The 21107-nt window shown below is 61.9% G+C and carries 16 protein-coding genes; 9 read left to right on the top strand and 7 right to left on the bottom strand.

Annotation, left to right across the window (positions count from 1 at the left end; all coding sequences use genetic code 11):
- Nucleotides 1–347 precede the first annotated feature (347 nt).
- Nucleotides 348–1712 carry an MFS transporter gene (locus ABIE52_RS17480; protein ID WP_003945654.1) on the top strand — a complete coding sequence of 455 codons (1365 nt, stop codon included), beginning with the start codon at nt 348–350 and terminating at the stop codon, nt 1710–1712.
- A 234-nt stretch (nt 1713–1946) separates the two neighbouring features.
- Nucleotides 1947–3257: an NAD(P)/FAD-dependent oxidoreductase gene (locus tag ABIE52_RS17485; RefSeq protein ID WP_192711935.1), complete on the top strand. Its 1311-nt coding sequence runs from the start codon at nt 1947–1949 to the stop codon at nt 3255–3257.
- A gap of 165 nt (nt 3258–3422) precedes the next feature.
- Here the strand turns inward: ABIE52_RS17485 and ABIE52_RS17490 are convergent, their stop codons facing one another.
- Both ABIE52_RS17490 and ABIE52_RS17495 read right to left on the bottom strand, forming a co-directional pair.
- Nucleotides 3423–4295 carry an alpha/beta hydrolase gene (locus ABIE52_RS17490; RefSeq protein WP_192711934.1) on the bottom strand — a complete coding sequence of 291 codons (873 nt, stop codon included), beginning with the start codon at nt 4293–4295 and terminating at the stop codon, nt 3423–3425.
- Nucleotides 4292–5518 (bottom strand): metal-dependent hydrolase family protein, encoded by a 1227-nt coding sequence (locus tag ABIE52_RS17495; RefSeq protein ID WP_354541506.1) that lies wholly within the window; start codon nt 5516–5518, stop codon nt 4292–4294. Before ABIE52_RS17495 ends, ABIE52_RS17490 begins: the two co-directional genes overlap by 4 nt.
- A gap of 97 nt (nt 5519–5615) precedes the next feature.
- On the opposite strand from ABIE52_RS17495, the gene ABIE52_RS17500 reads away from it, so the two are divergent.
- Both ABIE52_RS17500 and ABIE52_RS17505 read left to right on the top strand, forming a co-directional pair.
- Nucleotides 5616–6179, top strand: coding sequence for a TetR/AcrR family transcriptional regulator (locus ABIE52_RS17500; RefSeq protein ID WP_029254476.1), 564 nt, complete (start codon nt 5616–5618; stop codon nt 6177–6179).
- A 245-nt stretch (nt 6180–6424) separates the two neighbouring features.
- A complete protein-coding gene (locus ABIE52_RS17505) occupies nt 6425–6793 on the top strand; it encodes a cupin domain-containing protein (RefSeq protein ID WP_007734139.1) in 369 nt (122 codons plus the stop codon).
- Between the two features lie 26 nt (nt 6794–6819).
- Here the strand turns inward: ABIE52_RS17505 and recD are convergent, their stop codons facing one another.
- Genes recD through recC form a run of 3 tightly spaced genes read right to left on the bottom strand, consistent with a single transcriptional unit; the run spans nt 6820 to nt 15287 of the window.
- Nucleotides 6820–8688: an exodeoxyribonuclease V subunit alpha gene (recD, locus tag ABIE52_RS17510; protein WP_042449428.1), complete on the bottom strand. Its 1869-nt coding sequence runs from the start codon at nt 8686–8688 to the stop codon at nt 6820–6822.
- Nucleotides 8685–12002 (bottom strand): UvrD-helicase domain-containing protein, encoded by a 3318-nt coding sequence (locus tag ABIE52_RS17515; RefSeq protein WP_192711933.1) that lies wholly within the window; start codon nt 12000–12002, stop codon nt 8685–8687. The genes recD and ABIE52_RS17515 overlap by 4 nt, the downstream gene beginning before the upstream one ends.
- Nucleotides 12003–12005: 3 nt before the next feature.
- Nucleotides 12006–15287, bottom strand: a complete 3282-nt coding sequence (gene recC, locus ABIE52_RS17520) for an exodeoxyribonuclease V subunit gamma (RefSeq protein WP_192711932.1) — start codon at nt 15285–15287, stop codon at nt 12006–12008.
- A gap of 97 nt (nt 15288–15384) precedes the next feature.
- Between recC and ABIE52_RS17525 the strand changes: the two genes are divergently transcribed.
- The 4 genes from ABIE52_RS17525 to ABIE52_RS17540 all read left to right on the top strand — a co-directional run bounded on the left by ABIE52_RS17525 (nt 15385) and on the right by ABIE52_RS17540 (nt 19000).
- On the top strand, nt 15385–16218 hold the full coding sequence (locus tag ABIE52_RS17525; RefSeq protein ID WP_003945415.1) for an ABC transporter ATP-binding protein: 834 nt from the start codon (nt 15385–15387) through the stop codon (nt 16216–16218).
- On the top strand, nt 16215–17045 hold the full coding sequence (locus tag ABIE52_RS17530; RefSeq protein ID WP_003945560.1) for an ABC transporter permease: 831 nt from the start codon (nt 16215–16217) through the stop codon (nt 17043–17045). The genes ABIE52_RS17525 and ABIE52_RS17530 overlap by 4 nt, the downstream gene beginning before the upstream one ends.
- Nucleotides 17042–17839, top strand: coding sequence for an ABC transporter permease (locus ABIE52_RS17535; protein WP_192711931.1), 798 nt, complete (start codon nt 17042–17044; stop codon nt 17837–17839). The genes ABIE52_RS17530 and ABIE52_RS17535 overlap by 4 nt, the downstream gene beginning before the upstream one ends.
- Nucleotides 17840–17917: 78 nt before the next feature.
- A complete protein-coding gene (locus tag ABIE52_RS17540; protein ID WP_192711930.1) occupies nt 17918–19000 on the top strand; it encodes an ABC transporter substrate-binding protein in 1083 nt (360 codons plus the stop codon).
- Nucleotides 19001–19010: 10 nt separating this feature from the next.
- Here ABIE52_RS17540 and ABIE52_RS17545 read toward each other — a convergent pair whose 3' ends face one another.
- The gene (locus tag ABIE52_RS17545) at nt 19011–19610 is read right to left on the bottom strand and encodes a TetR/AcrR family transcriptional regulator (protein ID WP_007734129.1); all 600 of its coding nucleotides are present in this window, start codon (nt 19608–19610) and stop codon (nt 19011–19013) included.
- A 118-nt stretch (nt 19611–19728) separates the two neighbouring features.
- Here ABIE52_RS17545 and ABIE52_RS17550 point away from each other — a divergent pair, with 118 nt between their 5' ends.
- On the top strand, nt 19729–20673 hold the full coding sequence (locus tag ABIE52_RS17550; protein ID WP_039973382.1) for an alpha/beta hydrolase family protein: 945 nt from the start codon (nt 19729–19731) through the stop codon (nt 20671–20673).
- A gap of 17 nt (nt 20674–20690) precedes the next feature.
- Here the strand turns inward: ABIE52_RS17550 and ABIE52_RS17555 are convergent, their stop codons facing one another.
- Nucleotides 20691–21047: a hypothetical protein gene (locus ABIE52_RS17555; protein ID WP_039973407.1), complete on the bottom strand. Its 357-nt coding sequence runs from the start codon at nt 21045–21047 to the stop codon at nt 20691–20693.
- Nucleotides 21048–21107: the final 60 nt, after the last annotated feature.

Genomic DNA, 21107 nt, shown 5'->3' on the forward strand with positions numbered 1-21107 from the left:
GTAGAAAATTGAACACATGACAGTGATGCAACTAACTTTCGCACCATAGGCTCGCTTCATGCCAAGCACCCGAGACCCGTGACGTCTTCACTCGGTCCGCAAACCGGCAGAAGTGGCAGTGACGAGATCTGTTGCAGCCGTGGGATTTGCGTAATGGGGAGCGAGGCCGGCCGGCACTATCTCCCTCAGACGAAGTCGCCTCCGACCCGAAATCGACAAACGACCTTCGGTCGCCAGTTCAACATCGAATCCCACCGACCTCTTTCAATGTCGAATACCTCGAATGACATCGGTGACCGTGATATCGCAAAGCCGTTGCCATTCAGCATATCCCGAGAGGAATCATCATGACCGGCACAGCAAATGCTCCTGTAGAGCATCAAACCGAGACGTCACCTGGACGTCGATCGGCGCGCCGTAGGGCCCTGATCGCCGGGGCGACAGGCAACATCGTTGAATGGTTCGATTTCACGATCTACGGCTTCACTGCCGCAGTTCTCGCGACAGTGTTCTTCCCTCCGGAGTTCGGCAGTGGCGCACTGCTTGCCACCTTCGCTCTTTACGGAGTCGCCTTCTTGGCCAGACCTGCCGGCGGCATATTCTTCGGACGGCTTGGTGACCGCCTCGGCCGACGGAGATCATTGTCCCTGGCAATTACGCTCATGGGCTGCTCGACAGCGGCAATCGGTCTCCTACCGACGTACGCTTCGATCGGTGTTGCAGCACCGCTGTTGCTGCTGCTGTGCCGATTGGTTCAAGGATTCTCGGCCGGCGGCGAATACACCGGAGCGGCAACCTTCGTCGTCGAGCATGCGCCGTCTCACCGCCGAGGCTTGTACGCGGGGATTATCAGCTCTTCGTCGTTCGTCGGCAGTATCTTGGCCACGGTCACAGTCTTGTCATTCAGCTCGGTCGGCGCTGAGCACTTCGCCGACGGAGGATGGCGTTGGCCGTTCATCATCGGAGGCGTTGTCGCCATGGTGGGCCTGTTCATGAGGCTTGCCGTCGAGGAGACTCCGGCGTTCAAGGAAATGCAAGAAAACGATTCCCTTCCAACCCGCCCACTCGCAGATCTGTTCCGCAATCACTGGCGGACTCTGCTCACGTCCTTCGTGTACTTCGCCTCGCTCGGTGTCGTTACTCATATGCTGCTCGGCTACATGCCGACATTTCTGGTTCTCTCAGCCGATGTTCCGAGCACGGTTGCACTGCTGATGACAACCGGCGCTTTGGTTCTCGCAGTACCGCTGTTCATCTTCTTCGGCGCCACAGTCGACCGAATCGGCCGGAGGCCACTCGTCAGAATCGGCATGGTGATGTCAGTTTTCGTCTCGGTGCCCAGCTACATGCTCATCGGTACCGGAAACATTTTCGCGATTGCCATTGCACTGGCTGCTCTGGTCATCGCGCTTTCCTTACTCGCGTCCGCTTTGCTCGTAATCCTCGAAATGATGCCGACGCATGCTCGATTCACCGGCACGGCAATCCCCTACAACATCGCATATGCGCTCTTTGCAGGAACTGCGCCGCTGGTGTGCGCAGCACTGGTCAACGCCACTGGAAGCGATCTGTCGCCTGCCTTCTACGCGACCGCCATCGCTTTGATCGCACTTCCCATTCTGTGGCGAGGGATTCCGGAAACGAAAAAACTGGTCTGCCACGCAGGGCAGCCCGACGAAACATTTCTGACAACGGACGCGCCACGGCTGTGATTTTTTGCGCAGCTGTCGATAGCGTTCCGATGGCCGCCACGAGAGAGTTGAGGACGACGAACACCTCTGGACTTTCAGGTGCCAAATTCATTAAGACAGAGCCGAATCCGAGAAGTCGGGATGAAGCTCTCCAGAGGAAGTCGACGGCGTCGGAATTACCAGAACCCAAGCTTGCCGGATCGAACAGCTGTGCTTTCGATCCGGCAAAGCCATCAGTAGAAAGAGAGGCCGAAAGTGCCTACCGACAAGACCGATGCAGTTGTGGTCGGAGCTGGAGTGATCGGCAGCTCCATCGCCTACGAACTGGCCGCTCGAGGTTACGAAGTCCTGGTCATCGACAAGTCTGGTGGTCCGGGCTACGGCTCGACCAGTGCATCCAGTGCGGTTATCCGGTTCAACTACTCCACATTCGACGGTATGGCTGCGGCTTGGGAGTCGCTGCATTGCTGGCAAAACTGGAACGAGCATCTCAACGCGACAGTCGACGGCGCGCTTGCGAAGTTTCGGCAATGCGGGATGGCACTGCTCGACGTCGACGTCGCGCCCCACGCGCGCACGATCGGATTATTCGAGAAGATAGGAATCGATTACCAGCTTTGGGACGCAACGACACTCGTCGAGAAGATTCCCGGTATCGACGCCGGCAAATACTATCCTCCGAAGCCAGTCGACTCGGAGTCCTTCTTCGCAGATGCCGAAACCACGCTCGGAGCGCTGTACACACCTCAGGCGGGGTTCGTCGACGACCCGCAACTGGCCGCCGCGAATCTTGCTGCGGCAGCACGTTCGCACGGTGCGGGTTTCGCGTACAACACGCGTGTGGTGGCAGTCGAGCAGTTGCCTGACGGCATCTGGCAGTTAGGGCTCCACGACGGGGAAAGTGTGAAATCCAAGATTGTCGTCAATGCCGCCGGCCCCTGGTCAGGAGCGTTCAACAAGCTGTCGAACGTCGGGGCCGACTTCAAGGTTTCGGTTCGGCCCTTGCGCCAGGAAGTTCATCACGTCACCGCACCCACTGGCTACAACGACGACGAGATCCTCGGCCCGATGATCGCCGATTTGGATCTCGGAACCTACATGCGAGCCGAACCTGGAAACGGTTTCCTTGTCGGCGGAACCGAACCGGATTGCGATCCGCTCGAGTGGATCGACGACCCTGATACCGCCAACCCGAATCGCACTGTTGCCCGGTTCGAAGCGCAGGTTTTCCGCGCCGCCAGGCGTTTCCCCACCCTGGAGGTCCCGTCACAACCGAAAGGTATTGCCGGCGTGTACGACGCAGCATCCGACTGGACCCCGATCTATGACAAGACAGACAGGCAAGGTTTCTACGTCGCCATGGGCACCAGCGGGAACCAATTCAAAAATGCGCCCATCGCTGGGCGCCTCATGTCCAGGATCATCGACCAGGTGGAAGCTGGACACGATCACGACGCTGATCCCCTGACCTATGTCGGGATGCACACCGGGCTCGAAATCGACCTCGGCGCATTCTCCCGCCTTCGGGCACCCAATGCCGAGTCGACCGGGACGGTCATGGGTTAGAAGTCTTGTCCGGCTTGGAGAATCGATAGCCGCGACAACTGAATAGACACGGCTGTGGGTGTCCACCACGTGGTGGACACCCACAGCCGACTTCTCCTTCAACGGCGTCTACGGAAAATCGCCCGTCGAACGTGTCAGCGTGCACATCGTCGCCGGGACGAACAGCTAGCGTGCATGGCATTTTTTCAAGTAGCTCAGGAACGATGCCTGCAGCCCGGTGACGTGCGTCTCGTGCAACAACGCGGTCGAAACATCCTGCGACCACCCATTGCCATGCAACTGCTCCACGACAGCAAGAACGTTACGTGCCAGTCCGCGATAGATCGGAATGGGCCCTGTCAGTTCGGCTTCGTTCAGCGTGACGTGCAATTGCGGCACGACTGAGCCCACGCCACGCTCGGGCAGTGCCTCGACCAGTGTGTGGATCTGGCTGTCGGCGTTCACAACTCCGGGACTACCCGCACCGAAGGTCGCGAATGGGGGCGCGTCGCGCAGCCATGCGTAGAGGGCGAAAAGGCCTCCGTACGAGTACCCGAAGAGTCCGTGCCCGGACTCGCTGACACGTAGCTCCGACGAGCACAGGCGAGGGTGGAGTTCGTTGGTCAGGAAGTCGAGGAAGACGTCCGCGTGGGTGTCTGCCAGCTCCTCGAGGTAGGCGTCCACATACTCCTGGGTCATTGCACCCGAGTCGCGAGCAGCGGCAAGAGTAGCCATCAATTCTTCGCCTACCGGTTCCCCGGGCGGCACGAGATCGCGGTTGCGTAGTCGTGCCCAGTTGGCAGCTTCTTCACCGGCATAACCGACGCTGACCTGGATGTACGGGGCGATCGTCAGATACGGGTCTGCCTGCGTGACGATGAGCGGGGCGGTAAGACCTACAGCCCAGTTGCCGTCCATCACGTATATCAGCGGTAAGTGATCCGTGGAGTCCGCGTAGCCGGGGGGTGTGGTCACCCAGATGCCGTAGCTGTACCCCGACTTCGCCGTTATTTCGAAGTACTCCGTGTCTGCAAAACATCCGTGCAGCATTGCGCTCATCGAACCTCTCCCTTCACTACGTGGCCGGCCTTCACGACGAGAACAGCCATGTCCGGATCGGCGAACACCTTGGCGTCGTGGAGCGGGTCTTGCTGCCAGGCAACCATGTCCGCCTGCATTCCGACGCGGATAGTTCCAACGGTGTCCCCGATACCGAGGATGTCGGCGTTGACGCTGGTGGCCGAAACGAGAGCATGCATCGGCGACTCCAACTCGGCCCGCAAGCGCAACTCCTCGCCTCGGCGCTGCTGGTGCGGCCCGATGAGGTCCGAGCCCAGGCCGATCCTCAGGCCTGCTGCGCGAGAGACCGCGAGTGCCGAGGCCATGCGTTGACGTACTCCGGCGGCGCGGTCTCGTATTGCAGGGTCCAGGTCCATGCTCTCGGTGTCCGTCAACTGCTCGACCACGGCGAAGGTAGGGACCAGAGCCACGTCATGCTCGCGCATCAGCTGGGCGGTCTCTTCGTCGATGTCGGTGCCGTGTTCCACGCACCGGACACCGGCTCGCACTGCGTTGCGAATGCCCGCATTGTTGTGCGCGTGCACCGTGACGTAGGTGCCCCGCGACGCTGCTTCTTCCACTGCCACGGAGATTTCCTCGACGGTGAACTGTGTGTCGGTGAGGTGGTCATGGCCTCCGACGACACCGCCGGTGACGCACAGTTTCAGAAATGTTGCACCTCGGCGGAACGACTCGCGCACATTGCGTCGTAGCTCGTCGGCATTGCCCGACATCAAGGACAGGGCGCAGAGCCCGGGAATGTGGTGCATGTTCCACAGCACGGTCGGCTCCCACGCGGCCCCGTAGTAGCCGTGTCCACCGGTCTGGCACTGCACAGGACCGCACGAGAGGACGCGCGGACCACGCACCTTGCCGCTCGCGATAACGTCGACGACTCCGCCGTCGATGCCACCGACGTCTCGCACCGTGGTGAAGCCCGCGTCGAGGGCATGGCCTGCGGTGGCGAAGATGCCCGCAGCCAGTTCGGCTGCCGAGAGCTCAAACCCGAATTGCCTTCGGATCGGACTCGAAATGCCCAGGTGGACATGGGCATCGATGAGCCCCGGAGTTAGAAGCATGCCGTCCAAGTCAACCGTGGTCGAACCCGACGGCGCCTGTCCGATCGCGGTGACAATGCCGTCGCTCACGCACACGTCGACTTCGACCGGGTCGGTACCCGATCCATCCGCGACCATGCCGCCGGCAAACCATACGTCAGTCAAAGGGACCTCCGAGCATTGGAAACCACTCTCCTAAACACTGGTGAATTCGATATGCGGTACCGTACTCAACAGTGGTGAACCCGTCAATGGAGGTAGCGTGAGATCGCCGGTTGGGGAGGGTCGAGAGCGACTGTTGCAGGCACTGTTCGACGAGTTCGGTGAAACCGGCCCAAGCCCGAAGCTGTCGATGCGCCAAGTAGCGGAGCGACTCGGAGTGCACCACACGCTGCTGACCTATCACTTCGGATCACGACCGGGACTCCTCAGCGCCGTGCTGTCGGAAGCTCGCCGCCGTGACAACCTCGTCATCGCCGCGATGGGCAAAGATCTCGGGTTCGCAGCCCTGTGCAGGGCGATCTGGAGCTTCTACTCGAACGCCGAGCACGAAGATCGAAGCCGCACCTTTTTTCACCTGGCCGGACTTGCGGTTTACGAGCACAAAGCATTTCAAGATTTCGCCGCCGACCTCGACGATTTGGCGCACCTCCTCGAAGCGGCGGCCCTTCGCGAAGGATTCACAGTGGTGGATGCAAAGCAGCAGAGCATCATCGCAACCGCATGTCTGCGAGGACTGTTGCTGCAGAGGTTGCTCACCCCCGACGCCGAGGTCGACGCGGCAGCCGAGCGCTTCATCACCTCGTTGACAGCGTCCACCACGTAAGGCCTCACAACCGATCACCCTCGTTCGAAATCACCGACGCGGGGCCGTTTGCCATTGGCTCGGTCACGTTTCGGCGTGAGACGGGTCTCTGAACCCCGGTTGAATGGTCGCCGATCGCACTTTCGACATCTGTACGAGCGAAGTGCCGAAAGATGCGACAAGTGAACCTATCCCGACCCAGCAGACACACGACATCATCGACAAGTCCGATGATTCACATGAGTTTCGAAAGTCAGGATTGAATTGTGACCATTACCTTCCGTGCCGCAGAGTTGAACAGCGCAAGTGGGATCTTCCAGCAAGCACTGCTCGGCCAACCCAGTGCAGAGCCACTCGGCGGAGACATCATCACTCGTGCAGATGTCGAATTCACCAGTGACGACGGCCGCATTCAATCCGGAGTCTGGGAGAGCGAACCGGGAAAGTCGCGGTGGGAGTTCCTCACCCGCGGCGAGATCATCACCATCGTCTCCGGCGCCATGACCGTCGAGGAGGACGACGGCGATCCCGTACATCTCGTTGCCGGTACGAGTGCAATCTTCCCAATCGGATGGAAGGGTACGTGGACGGTCACCGAGACCGTACGCAAGGTGTTCGTCGTATACAACGAATGACCAAGAGAATCCGCAACATCCGACTTTCACGGCCCGTCGTACGGACGAATCTCCCGACGCAGCCCACTTGCCCTGAGTACCTGTCGCTGCACTCCCGCCCTCACGGAATCCTCGGTGCCGATTACTCTCACATGGTTTCTGGCGCGAGTGATCGCCGTGTACAACAACTCCCGAGTCAGCAGTGACGACGCCTCGGCCGGCAACATCACCGATACGGTGTCGTACTGGCTGCCCTGGCTCCGGTGAATCGTCATCGCGTAAACCGTCTGCACCGACGAGAGTTGGCTCGGGTGAATCAGAAACGCATCACTGCCCCGCTGGAATGCGGCAATAGGCACGCCATCCTCACGCTGCACGATCACCCCGGCGTCCCCGTTGTAGATCTTCGACTCGTAGTCGTTGGCCGTCACGAGCAGCGGTTGGCCCGGATACCACCGCGTCGGGTCAAGAAACTGCCCTGATGCCGTGCCGACCCACTCCATCGCCTGCTGCGCCCACCTCCCGACACCGTACGGTCCGTCACGGTGGGCGCACAGAAGGCGGTGCGATTCCAAGCCTTTCAGCGCGCCGATCGCATCACCCACCTCGGCCGACGCCGTCACCACCTCTGAACTCGCAACGATGTCGGCGCGCAATGCGTCAACATCCTCGGGCGAATGGAAGGAGACGGCTGGATCACCGCTGCGCAGGATACGCAGAACCTCAGCGGAATCTCCCGCTCGAACTGCCCTGGCCAACGACGCGATGGTTCCGTCGAAGCGGCGCCCGCGTGAGAGTTGAATGATCCCGCCCCGCAGACGATCCTGTTCATCCGCACTCAATGCCTCTTCGGAACCAGTGGCCGTGAGATCGTCACCCACCAACTGTGTCAGCGTCGGATTTCCACTGACCTTTACCGGGCGGGCGACAAGATCAGCAAGAACAGCGCCCGCGTCGACTGAGGTCAACTGATCGGGATCGCCGACGAGCAGTAGCCGGGCATCGGGGCGAACGGCTTCGAGCAGGCGCGCCATCAACGTGAGGGAGACCATCGACGTCTCGTCGACGACGACCACATCGTAGGGAAGTCTGTTGGTCGCATTGTATTTGAAACGACTCGAACTCCCCCGCTGCCAACCGAGTAGGCGGTGCAGGGTCATCGCCGCGAGTTCTTCGGGAAGGCCAAGGCTCGCGGTCTGCTCACGTACGGACTCCTGCAGCCGCGCTGCGGCTTTACCCGTCGGTGCGGCCAGACCGATGCGAGCATTCGAACCCAATTCCTCCGACAGGAGAGCGAGAATACGTGCGACCGTATGGGTTTTGCCGGTTCCGGGCCCACCGGCGATGACGGTGGTCCACTGTGTCGCGGCGAGAGCAGCTGCTATCCGTTGACGATCCGGCGCGATGGTCGGCCCGTTCTCGTCGACGAACAGCGAATCCAGCCGCGTTCGGACCGCTTTCAGGTCGGCGGGCGGCCACGTGGACGCCCGCTCGTCGAGCACTCGCCGAATCGTCTGCTCCTGCAGAAAATATCGATCGAGGTAGAGGAGTTCACCGTCGTCCGTGTCGACCAACCGGAGCGGTCTGAGAGGTCCGGCGTTTCCGCCGATCACCAGAGGGCTCAGCCGAAGGGCGGCAACGATCTCCGACGGTTCGGGCCACGGCAACGACGTGAGTTCCTCCTCCGTCGCATTGTCGACGCTCACATCACGCATCCGTCGTAGATCGAGGCACACCGAACCTGATCGCACGGCCCGAACTGCCAACGCCGCGGCCAGCATCACTTCTTCGGAAGTTTCACCGCCCAGGCTGCACACTCTCGTCGCGACATGAACATCGGCGGCAACCAGAACCCCGGCTTCGTTGAAGATTCGCACGATCCCTTTGGCGCGCTGCGCCAATTGCGCCTCGGTCATCGAATCTTCTCCCCTACTGTGTGGGACGCATCAAGACCGGCCAGCAGATCCGATAGTTCAACCGTCAGCTGAGCAGGCGGTTTCCATTCGAAGACACCGCATTCCGGCGGGCTGTCCGGGCCGAGCATCCCACGCACGAATTGATACTGCGCGCCCCCGAGATGACGGTGCGGATCGTAGTCGGGCAGGCGCCACCGCAGATACCGATGCAGTGCAACCGAATACAGCAGTGCCTGCAGCGGATAGTGCGAGCGCATCATCTCCGTCGCCATGAGTTCACGCGTGTAGTTGGCAGCCGTCAGATCGCCGCGACCGATCCGGTTGGTCTTGTAATCGACGATCACGAACGACGGGCCCGGGATCCGCAAGACTGCGTCGATACTGCCCGTCAGGAATCCGCGCATCGGTGACGTCTCGACACGGTCCAGATAGTCGGCGTACGACGCCAGAATGTCGTCGGAGGAAAGGTGGCGCCTCAACAGTTCCGACACTCCGCGGAGTGTGACACTCATCGACACCGGATCGTCGCCACCGGCCAGTGGGAGTTCGAAATCGAGTTCGGGAAGACGATCTTTCGGCGCGATCGTGGCCAAGGTTCCGAATCCCAAGGGAGTCTGCATCACCAGATACAGCGCATCCGCGAGTGCTTCGGAGTCGACCTCGGCCGCCCGTACCGAGACCGCCTCGGCGCAACGCATCCCGAGTTCCGCTCTCAGATCTGCCACAGCCGTGTCCACCACCTCGAGCACCTCATGCACCAGCGTGCCGAATGCGGCGCCCGCGGGAAGTCCGTTCATGGGTGAAGGGAACGCCTCCAGGGGCGAGGGGGTAATGCTCCCGAGGTCTACGGAATCCTCTGGCTCGTCGTCTTTTTCGGGATCCTCGACCTCACTGCCCGTGGTCGTGACCGCGTGGTGCGCTCCGGCGGTGAGTGCCGAGTACGACGTACGACGCCACAGAGTGTCCAGGTCTCGATCGAAACGCGCCGCGGCCAGTTCGGTCACGTCCGCAGCCGCTCTGGACCAGTGGACGGGCGAGGGCGGATGGGGACCAACAGGTTCCACCGAGATCACGTCGGACGCTGCTGCCGGCCAGGTTGCGAGCCGTGCTGCGGTTGTACCGTCGTCGAGCACCTTCACTACCCGAGCAGGTTCGGCGATGCCGGGTGTACGTCCGAGCATCAACCGGTGCAGCGGCGAGCGGGAGGTCCCGTAGCTGGGTGCCCACCAGAGCACGAGTTGGCACTGCGCCCGGGTCAGCGCCACGTACAGCAGCCGCAGTTCTTCGCCCGCTTCTTCGGCCTCCGCAACAGTCTTTCTGGCGTTGTACCCCGGGCCTTCCTGCCCGCCGACGTCGAGGATGCGGCGTCCCTCCGGGTCGTGCAACAGCTGCGTCGGCGAGTTGAAGCCGCCAACGCTCTCCCAACTGAACGGGACGTAGACGATCGGGAACTCGAGCCCTTTGGTGGCATGCACCGTAGCGATTTGCACTGCGGCAGCGTCACTGTCGAGGCGGCGGCTTCGATCGGTGGCGCTCCCGGACGTCGGGTCCTTGATCCGATCGGAAAGCCAGCGAACCAGTGCGCTCAACCCGAACGCTTCCTCGGTCGCGACGCGACCGAGGAGTTGTGCGACGTGCCGCAGATCGGTGAAATCTCGTTCGCCGGACGGGGCCGCGAGTACACGCTTCTCCAGATTTGTTTCGGCAGAGATTCTTTCGAACACAGCCGCAAACCCGACGCGTGCGAACAGCCCGGAATAGGAGCGCAGTTGACCTGCAAGTTCTGCAACGACGTTGTCGCCGTCCTTGTCCAGTTCTTCGGAGGTGCGCCCGAAAATCGGCGAGAGGGCCGTCAACCGGACACGATCGGAGCGATGGGGCTGCTCGATCGCCTGCAACAGCCACAGCCACTGGGTCGCACTGGGTGTCGCGAAAACACTGGACCCTCCGGTCAATACGGAAGGTACACCGACGGCATCGAGAGCATCGCGGATCATCGCCACGTGCTTGTGGGTGCGCACCAACACCGCGACGTCTCCTGGTTCGACCGGGCGTGGATCACCGTCGACTGCCAAGCGGGCATCGCCGCCCAGGAGCGCGACCACGTCTGCTGCGACGTCGTCCGCGACGCGACTGCGAAGTCTGCCTACGGCCGGAAATCCCGAACGATTGAGCGGTCCGGCTCCGGTACGGGGCAGATGGCGTACACGCATCGGCACCGGGCCGAACAACCGAGACTTCTTGTGCGAAGCCTCCACTGAATGCGCGACGATGCCTTCGTTGCCGAGTGCGGCACCACCGTAGAGGTGTTCGAGTGCCGCCAACAACCCTGGGTCGCTACGCCAATTGGTGGTCAACTCCTGGTGCGCATCCGCCTGATCGACCGCATCGAGATAACTCAGGACTTCTGCCCCGCGGAACGCATAGATGGCTTGTTTGGGATCACCGACCAGGACCAGGGTGGTGTGTCCGTGGAAGGCCAACCGCAGAATGTCCCACTGCAACGGATCGGTGTCCTGGAACTCGTCGATCAACACAACCTTGAACTTTTCGCGCACCCGACGACACGCGACGGGACCGTATTCCGGATCCGTCAATACACCGTGCAACAGCGTCAGCAGATCGTTGAAGTCGCGAATTCCTTTGGTCCGCTTACGTCGTTCGACCTCGAGGCGAGCAGCAGCCGCGAAGAGGACGCGCTGACCGGGTGCGGTCTCCTCCTCGCCGTCGGGTTCGAGAATTGCCTGACCATCGCCGACTGCGCTTCGGGCGATGGCCAGCGCGTCCTTCGTGGAGAACGGTGGAGACGAGTCCGTCCGGCTGTAGCGGCTGAGGTACAAATCAGAGACGACCTCACTGATCAGGTCGTCGACCGACTCCACAAAAGTTGTGTCCGGTTCACGTTCCCCGGCGATGCCCAACCCGTCGAGCATCCTCTGACAGAAACTGTGGGTGGTCGTGATGGTGCCGGCGTCGAACTCCGCGAGAGCGCGCAGGAGTCGACGACGCCGCACGCCGATCTCCTCGTCGTCAGCTGTGGCGAGGTACGCCACCAGATCATCATCCGACCGCCTCGCCGCCTCCGGGTCGACCAGAGCGGCGGACACTCCCGCGAACCTCTCCCTGGCACGCTCACGAAGTTCCTGAGTGGCGGCCCGGCTGAATGTCACCAGCAGAACTTGCGATATGTCGGCGAGACCTTCGGCTACACAACGGGTCGCCAGTCCGACGATCGCGTAGGTCTTGCCGGTTCCGGCGCTCGCTTCCAACACCGTAGTGCCGGTAGGCAGTGGCCCCAATAGATCGAAGTCCACGGGTTACTCCGCTCTTTCGTTGGTCAGCAACGGATCCCACAACCGTCGGGCGAGAACTCCGAATCGAGTCGGTTCCTCGGCCCAGACGAACTCGTCGTCCGACGGCGGATCCGCAGCCAACTCCGCAAGTGTTCGAGCTTCTCCGAAAACGTAAGCGTTGCTTGGATCGATCATCTCGCCGTACTGCCCGGTCCACTGGGTGTCCGCACCGTTTGTCGCATCGTCGACCGACTCGCCACCAAAGCGTCGGCGCGCATATTCGGCTGAAGTAGCGGCCCACATCGGCAACGGACGCTGCAGCCCCCGCTCGCGTAGGTCCACCAGTTGCTGCAGGATCTCGACCGCATTGCCTGGCGCATCGAGCACCGACCGTGCCGCTGCGATCTTTCCCCGACCCCGTCCGATCGAGACTGCATCGAGCGGACCGGGTCGTCCGTGTGATTTCAAGGCGAGCAGGTTTATCCAGGCCGTCATCCGATGTTTAGGCGCCAGTGAGGAATACGACGCTCCCACCACTGAATTGCCATGCACACCGGTTACCGTTCCGGTGAGACGACGCCCGTCACCGAGGTCGATGTCGACGTCGACGGCCTCGGAGTCGCCCTCGAGGTGTGGCAATGCAAGACCGGCAAGTTGGTCTACCACCCACTCGACGTTGCCCAGAACCGTGGCGCCCAGGTTGTAGGGCGGCAAAGTACCGCGGCGCCACTCGGCTGCACGGAAATCCGCCGAGCTGCGTCCAGCCAAGCGCGAGAGAAGCATTCGGTCACCCAGAGCCCAGGTGGACAGTGGATCGAGCTCGGTTGCCAGCGAATCCGCGATGTCGTCGTCGAGTTCCGGTACCCGGACGCCGAGGCGTTGGCGCAGAAAACCACGCGCGGGATGTACCAGGAAGTTCACCAAGTCGGCGAGGTTCACTTCCTTCGGATGCACCTCGGGTAGCTCGGCCGACAAGACTGTCGGCAATTCGACCGGTGTTCCGGAGGCAGCCCTCGCACCGGCCAGCGCTGCCGTGTCGAAGCTGAACGGCTTGTTCGGCGCGAAGTTTCGATTGTCGAACGATTGCAACGGATGCCGTGTCAGCACTCCGTTGATCGCTTCCGGACCCACCGTCGCACTGAGTACGTCGAGAAGGCCACTGAGGGGGATCGCCGGTGGTCTGACGACACCGGTGACCGGATCGGCACCGGTATACAACAGAACCAGATGTTCGCCCGCAGACATCACGGCATCGAGAAGCAGTTGCCGGTCTTCACTGCGCAGATCACGCTCCCCCACAACGGGATCACGGGACAAGATGTCGTCGCCGTCGACTCCACCGGTTCGAGGGAACACCTCGTCGTCGAGTCCGATCAGCACGACCACGCGATGCGGTACCGAACGCATCGGAACCATCGTGCACACCGTCAGTTCGCCGGTTCGGAAGTTGGCACGCGTCGGTCTGCCCGCGAGGCTGCGCGAGAGCATCGCGCGAACATCGGCCAGACGTAACACCGTCTCTCCGCCGAATTCCACAGCAGCTACCAGTTCGCGGTGGGCCCCCGCGCTCTGCCAGGAATCTGCGGGCGCTGTGTCGGTCAGCAGATCCAGGGCCCGCATCAGCACACGAAGCCATTCGGCCGGTGAATGTGGGCCGGCAAGATCGCGAAGCGAGACGGCCAGGCGATCGACGAACTCTGCGAAACGTCCAGTCAGGTCGATGTCTGTGCCGTCCACGTCATCGAGTGGTAGCGCGAGATCCAACCAGGCATTTTCCGATTCGTCCGCGCTGACCCCCAACAAGATTCGGTCCATGGCGGTGTTGAAGGTGTTCTGCGGAAATGCATCGAGGCCGAACGTGGCACGCTGCCGACTACCGATTCCCCAGCGAGCACCCGCTTCCGTCGTCCATTCCCGCAGTCTTTCCAACTCGTCGTCGCCCCACGAAAAACGTGTGCGGACAGGCTCGGTCGCGGCCAGGTCGAGAACCTCACTGGCTGTGGCCCGGCCGTCGGCCAATTCGAGGAGAGAGCCGAGAACGGCCAGGACAGGATTGGTCTGACGTAATCCGCGGTCTGCCAGCCTTACTCGAAGGAGATGCCCCGGGTGGCCATGGACGCCTTGCCCGAATGCAGCACGAACCAAAGGTGCGTACGTTTCGACGTCCGGGCACATCACGAGTACGTCGCGCGGCTGCAATGTCGGGTCGTCCTCGAACAATCGGAGCAGACATTCGCGGAGCACCTCGACCTGCCGTGCCGGCCCGTGGCAAGCGTGGACCTGAACTGTCCCATCCGGTTCCGCTGCAACCCTGGGAGCACGATCTGCGATGACATCGGCCTTGACCGTCGCCAGGAGGGATTTCGGGCCGGCTGGTTCGGGAAGATGCACCGACTCGAACTCGGCGGCACCGAGGCTGATCTGAAGTTCACGAACGTCGCGAGCAAGACTCGACAGCAACGGATTGGCGGATATCAGCGCTGACCCGTCTTCCGAACGTCGGATCGTGCTCCTACTTCGAGGCGGTATGCGCGAGCTCATCTTGGTCCACAGCGCGGGGCTGGGATGCGGGAGCCAGATGTGCACGTCCCGATTCGCACTGAGTGCGCTCAAGATCATTCGCTGATCGACCGGCAGCCGGGTCGGCCCGAAGACCGACAGACGTTCCGGTAGGTCGACCAAGGCCGGGTCCTCGACCAGCGCGCGGCTCACTTGCCCCAGTCGCTCTGCGGGCCCCGGAACGTCGATCTTGTCCGCGACGATGCACCACAGACGTGCCTGCCATTCGAAATCCTCCGACAGCGCCAATCCGTGTCCGTCGGTCAACCGCCCGGCGGCCCAGTCGATCAGCATCTGCGGGCGTTGCGCGGCATAACTGCGGAAGAGTTCGGTGACATGTGTGGCGGAGGCAAACCGTCGACCTTCACGATGGCCTTCGAGATGTTTCGCCAGGACTCCGCACCAGGGCTCGCCGAGGGACTCGTCGATCACATCGAGAACCGTCCACACCAATCGCGTCGGCGACCATGGGTCGTCGTCAGCCGTGATTCCACTGACCGCGGCCACGGACTCCGCGACCAGGCGCGCGGGTGAAGGAAACGCGATGTTCGCAGAAATTCCGTCCACTGCTGACGGTCCGGACGTGCCTAGCTGGGAGGACAGCCGCTGATTGAGCCAACGCTCGACGCCCTTGGCCGGCACCGCAACAGTTTCCCTGGCGAATGGATCCGACAGCGGGGTACGGAGGAGCGTGGCCAACGCCGAGACTAAGGTGTCCGAACGCTCGGCCCGGTACAACTTCAGCAATCTTCGCTCCCCTCACTCCGTCCAGACGTCCATCTCACCACGGCGCTGTGACAGGAGACGCCGAACCAGCCTCACGCAGCGGTGACGCGCAGGCAACATGACCGCAACCGGACGTTCGTACTGTGCGGGAATGACCAGTCCCGTCACCACACCTCGCCCCGCTGGAACCGGTCTCGACATCTCCGGCCTCGGCAAGACCTTCGAGATGGGTCGTCGGTCGGTGACCGCGCTGACCGACGTGTCCCTTCAAACCAGCGAAGGCTCTTTCCTGTCTCTGCTCGGGCCGTCCGGATGCGGGAAGTCCACCGTTCTCCGTATCCTTGCGGGCCTCGATAGTCCGACGTCGGGAACGGCCCTTGTCAACGGGCAGTCGCCCGCCGAGTTACGCAAGCGCCGCGAACTCGGAATCGCCTTCCAGGATTCGGCTTTGCTGCCGTGGCGAACAGTGGCCTCCAACATCAAACTGCCCCTTCAGGTTGCCGGCATCGATCCCGACCCCGACCTGATAGCCGACCTGATCGCGCTCGTCGGCCTCGAAGGATTCGAGAAGGCCAAGCCCGCCCAATTGTCCGGCGGTATGCGTCAGCGTGTGTCGATCGCACGATCGCTCGTGGTCAAGCCGAGTGTCCTCCTACTCGACGAACCCTTCGGCGCGCTGGACGACATGACCCGTCAACGGCTCAACATCGAATTGCTCAGGATCTGGACCGAGAAACCGGCGACCACGTTGATGGTGACTCACGGAATCGCCGAAGCCGTGTTCCTCTCCGACGTCGTCGCCGTCATGACGCCGCGGCCCGGACGCGTCCTCGAAGTCGTGCCGATCGACCTGCCGCGCCCGCGTACACCCGAGATGATGCGTACACCCGAGTTCCACGAGATCCACGACTACCTCTCCGGACTGCTCTTCGGAAAAGCAGGCGTCGCATGACAATTACCGATATCGAGAACGTCGCGACCGCGGCGGCGCAGCCATCTGTGCCGCGCCGGATCCGATTGAAGCGTCCAACGTGGTTCGGCGGTGCAGTCGGCATCTGCGGACTGATCGCTCTCTGGTGGATTCTGGCGGCGGCCGGTGTTGCGGGAGGCACGATTCCGACGCCGTGGGTGGTTGTCTCGACGATGTTCGACGACGGTTGGTCGCTGTACGGACCCAATTTCACCGTCACGGCTTCCGGTGCGCTGCAGGGCTTTCTCTGGGGAAACCTGCTGGCGATCACGCTTGCCGTGCTTGTCGTTCTCATTCCGCCCATCGAGGGATTGGCCACACAACTGGCGATCCTGAGCTACTGCACACCGCTGTTGGCGCTTGGCCCAATCATCCTGGTCGTCTTCGGCGGCCGGACCCCCACAATCTTTCTCGCCGCAATGTACTGCTTCTTCACCACGATGGTCGGCACACTCGCCGGCCTGAGATCGGCCGACAAGACGAGCCTCGATCTCGTCGCCGCCTACGGCGGTGGGCGTTGGCAGAAGTTCACCAAAGTTCAACTTGTGAGCGCACTTCCGAGCACCTTTGCTGCCCTCAAGATTGCTGCACCTTCGGCCGTACTGGGTGCAATTCTCGGTGAGTATCTCGGCGGGGTGGACAGCGGGATCGGCGTCGCACTCACAGCCGCTCAGACGTCGTACAACGTCCCGCGAACGTGGGGAATGGCTATCGCCGCCGCCTTGCTCGCCGGTCTGGGGTACGCCGTCGTCGCAGCGATCGCCCGGCTCGTCACGCCGTGGACCAGCGCTCCGGGAGCACAGAAATGACCTCGGTACGAGGAACATCGAGATTCCTCGCCCCGATTGCCATCGCCTCGGCGCTGTTGCTTGTCATCTGGGTGGTCTTCCTCAACGCCTTCCCCCAGGTCGGCCCGCGTGTGGGAAAGACGCCGGCCGACGTCTGGGAGTACCTGTTCTCCGGCCCAAAATCCGCCGACGCTCGTTCGGGCATCATCGACAACCTGTTCATCACTCTGCGCGACGCCGGTGTCGGCTTTGCCGTCGGAATGACTGCCGCGCTCGTGGTGGCATCGATCTTCGTCGTTTCCCGCACTGTCGAACAGACTTTCATGCCCGTTGCAATGCTTCTACGATCTGTTCCTCTCGTTGCGATGACCCCGATCATCGTCCTGATATTCGGCCGCGGAATCGTGGGTGTGACAGTCATGGTTGCGATAGTGGTGTTCTTCCCAGCCCTCGTCATGATCATGGTCGGTCTACGTGCCGCTCCGGCTCAGGCACAAGACCTCATCGCTGCCTACGGCGGGAGTCGTTGGACCGCATTGCGAATGGTGTCCGTGCCGTCCGCACTTCCGGCTGTGTTCGCCGCTGCACGAGTATCCGTACCCGGCGCCTTGATCGGAGCACTGATCGGCGAATGGCTCGGTAGCGGCCAAGGCTTGGGTTCGAGCATGATCAAAGCCATTCCGCGCTACCAGTACAACGAATTGTGGGCATCTATCGTGGTGATCACCGTGGTGTCGATCGTCCTCTACGCCGTGGTCGGGATCTTCGAAAGCATCGCTCTGTCTCGTTTCGGTCCTTCGGCGGGCAAGTCGTGACATCTGTTAACACGACCTCAACAAACTCTCTCTCCCAAGCAAACTGAACGAAACCGACTGGCCCTAGTGTTCCGATTCATGACGCCATTCAAGCCCGTCCGCCAGCTGGACCGCAGGGCCTTCTTCCGCTACTCCGCGCTGACCGGCATCGCAGTCGCCGGTAGTGCGTCATTGCTCGCGTGTAGCAGTGACTCCAGCAGTTCGAGTGGCGGAACCACGGACGACGGTTCCGAATTCGGAACAGTTGCAGTGCAGTTGTCCTGGATCAAGAACATCGAGTTCGCCGGTGAGTACTTCGCTCTCGACAAGGGGTACTACAAGGATGCAGGGTTCGGGAGTGTGGACCTGGTGGCAGGTGGCGCAGCCGGCACCGGCGTCGAAGCCGGCCTGGACACCGGCAAGGTGTGGATCGGAATGTCCGCACCGCAGCTCACAGCCCCCGCCGTACTCGACGGACTGGAGGCAAAGATCGTCGGTGCGACATTCCAGAAGAATCCGTTTGCGATTGTCAGTTCCGCTGCGGCACCGATCAACTCACCACAGGACATGATCGGCAAGAAGATCGGCGTCCAGGATTCCAATCAGCTCGTCTTCGGAGCTCTCCTGGCAGCAAACGGCCTGACCGAAAGCCAGATGACGATCGTGCCCGCGCAGTTCGATCCGAGCCCCTTGGCGAACGGCGAGGTGGACGGCTGGGTCTCCTACGTGATTAACGAGCCGATCACACTGGCCGCCAAAGGTTTCCCCAACGCCCACTTCCTCTTCGCGGACTACAACCTGCCGTTGGTCGCCGAATCGTTCACGGTTCTCCAGTCCACCATCGACAACGAGAGGGACAAACTCAAGGCATTCCTGAAGGCCGAGATCCAAGGATGGAAGGATGCGGTCGCCGATCCGGCAGAGTCGGCACGGCTTGCCGTCGAGGTCTACGGCAAGGACCAGAACCTCGAACTCGAAGAGCAGATCAAGGAAGCCACCGCACAGAACGATCTGGTGGTGTCGGCAGATACCAAAGCCAACGGGTTGTTCACGATGACACCACAACTGATCGAACAGAACATCGCGGCACTGTCGAAAGCTGGGCTGGAGATTACAGCGGACCAACTGTTCGACATGTCGATCCTCGAAGAGGTGTACGCGGAGAATCCGGAGCTGATCTGACTGCCGAGCGTCAGCGAACCTCCCGCGCGAGTACGCCCGAGATGAATAGCTGTACAAGGACCTCGGCCTTGTACCGGTCATCGGACCCAGCACCGATACAAAGGTTCCCGATGCCTTTGAGCACGTTGTACGCATCGACCCGCGAAGCAGTGCCAACGGACTCGAGCGCTGCCGCGAGGAGGGAGTCACATACCGGAACGAGGCGGTCGACGAAGTAGATATGCAGAGCGTCGGACCCGGCGCTGTCTCCTTGCAGTGCACCGGCGAGCCCATGCTTGGTTACCAGGAACTCCACGAACAAAGCCACCCATGCCCGCAAAGCCGCCTCGGGCGTTGCACTCTCCGCGAGCATCTGTGGGCCCGCGTCCGCACACGCCTCGACTTGGTGTCGGTATACGGCGACCACCAACTCGGGACGCGTCGGGAAGTGGCGGTAGATCGTCCCCATGCCGACGCCGGCCTTCGCCGCAATCTCCCGCACCGGAGCGTCGACTCCGGACTCCACGAACACTGCTGCCGCCGCGTCGAGCAGCGCCTGCTCGCTTCGACGTGGGCGACCGACTTGCTTGGGAGAGGCGACGCGCGACTGCTCGTCCTGGGCATCAGCCATGTGCACTCCTCGCTGACTCACAACATATGTTTGCATTACGGAACAACGCTCCGTAATGTTGCGGAGCGACGCTCCGATAAACAGTATCGCAGGGTGCAGCCTCAGCAAGGAACTTGCCATGACCTCATCAATGATCGACACTCTGAACGGCATCATCGGCGCCGGCGCCCCGGTCGTCTCCGTTGCCCCCGTCGAGTTGTTCGCCCCCGATCGACCTGTCCCGCTGGAAGTACGTGTGTCTGCTCCGGCAGCAGGCACGAACCTCCCCGTTGTGGTGTTCTCCCACGGCAACGGCTGGAACCTCGATGGATACTCGCCACTCACGGCATTCTGGGCATCCCACGGATTCGTGGTGATCCAGCCGACACATCTGGACTCGCGCCGGAACGGTTTCGGGTTCGACCACCCGGTTTTCCCGACGATCTGGACCGAGAGGATCGCGGATCTCACACGCATCCTTGATCAGCTCGACACCATCGAATTTGCCGTGCCCGGGCTTGCCGGCCGCATCGACCGCAGTCGAGTTGCCGCCACTGGTCACTCCTGGGGCGGGCAAACCGCTCAGTCGCTCCTCGGAGCAAGGATCTTCGACGAGGCCGGCCAGGTCGGCCAGGACATGTCCGACAGTCGCGTCACCGCGGGAATCCTGTTCGCGGCAACCGGTCTCGGCGGCGAGAACCTGCATCCGTTCGCGCAGGCGAACTTCCCGTTCATGCGCCCCTCGTTCCAGGAACTGACGACGCCGACACTCGTCGTCGCGGGCGACCACGACCAGTCCAAGATGTCCAGCCGCGGACCCGACTGGTTCACCGACGCCTACACGCACAGCCCCGGAGCCACCGACCTCCTGACCTTCTACGGTGCCGAGCACGCACTCGGTGGAATCGTCGGATACGAAGTCGCCGAGACCACTGACGAGAACCCAGAGCGGGTCGCCGCCATCCAACGGATGAGTACTGCCTACCTTCGGACCGCGTTGCGCATCGATGAGACCAGCTGGCCAGCGGCCCGGGCCGCATTCAGCGACAACGCCGACCCGATCGGCCGAGTCGACACCAAGTAATGCGGCAGTGATCCAACTTATTGGCCGAAGTTGAACCTGAGATTCGCATTTATCAAGGTGTTGAGCCGCTTTCGCATGCTGACAACCTCTGCCTCGGGCGGTATCGGATCGTCCAAGAAGAGCGTCCAACGCAGCATCGTGCTGTTTCCGACCGCCTCGATGTCGAATCGGATGACGGCGTCGGGTCGGTCCGGCCAGATCGACGACCAGATCACCAACTCCGGTTCTTCAGCCCTGACGATCTCCGGTGCGATCTCGCTCTCGAGAAGTTCCAGCCAGTGCCGGGCGGGCTGGCGGTACGGATCGATCAATGCCTCGAACATGAAGCGCGCAGGCGGCGGCTGGCTCCGGCGCCTCGTCGCGACTTGCTGCATGACACGAGCGTAACCGCCTCTCAAGGGCATACCTCTGCCGTCACCCTGCAAGATCCACGA

The organism is Rhodococcus sp. OAS809, assembly GCF_040546695.1.
GTDB classification, from domain to species: Bacteria; Actinomycetota; Actinomycetes; order Mycobacteriales; family Mycobacteriaceae; genus Rhodococcus_F; species Rhodococcus_F qingshengii.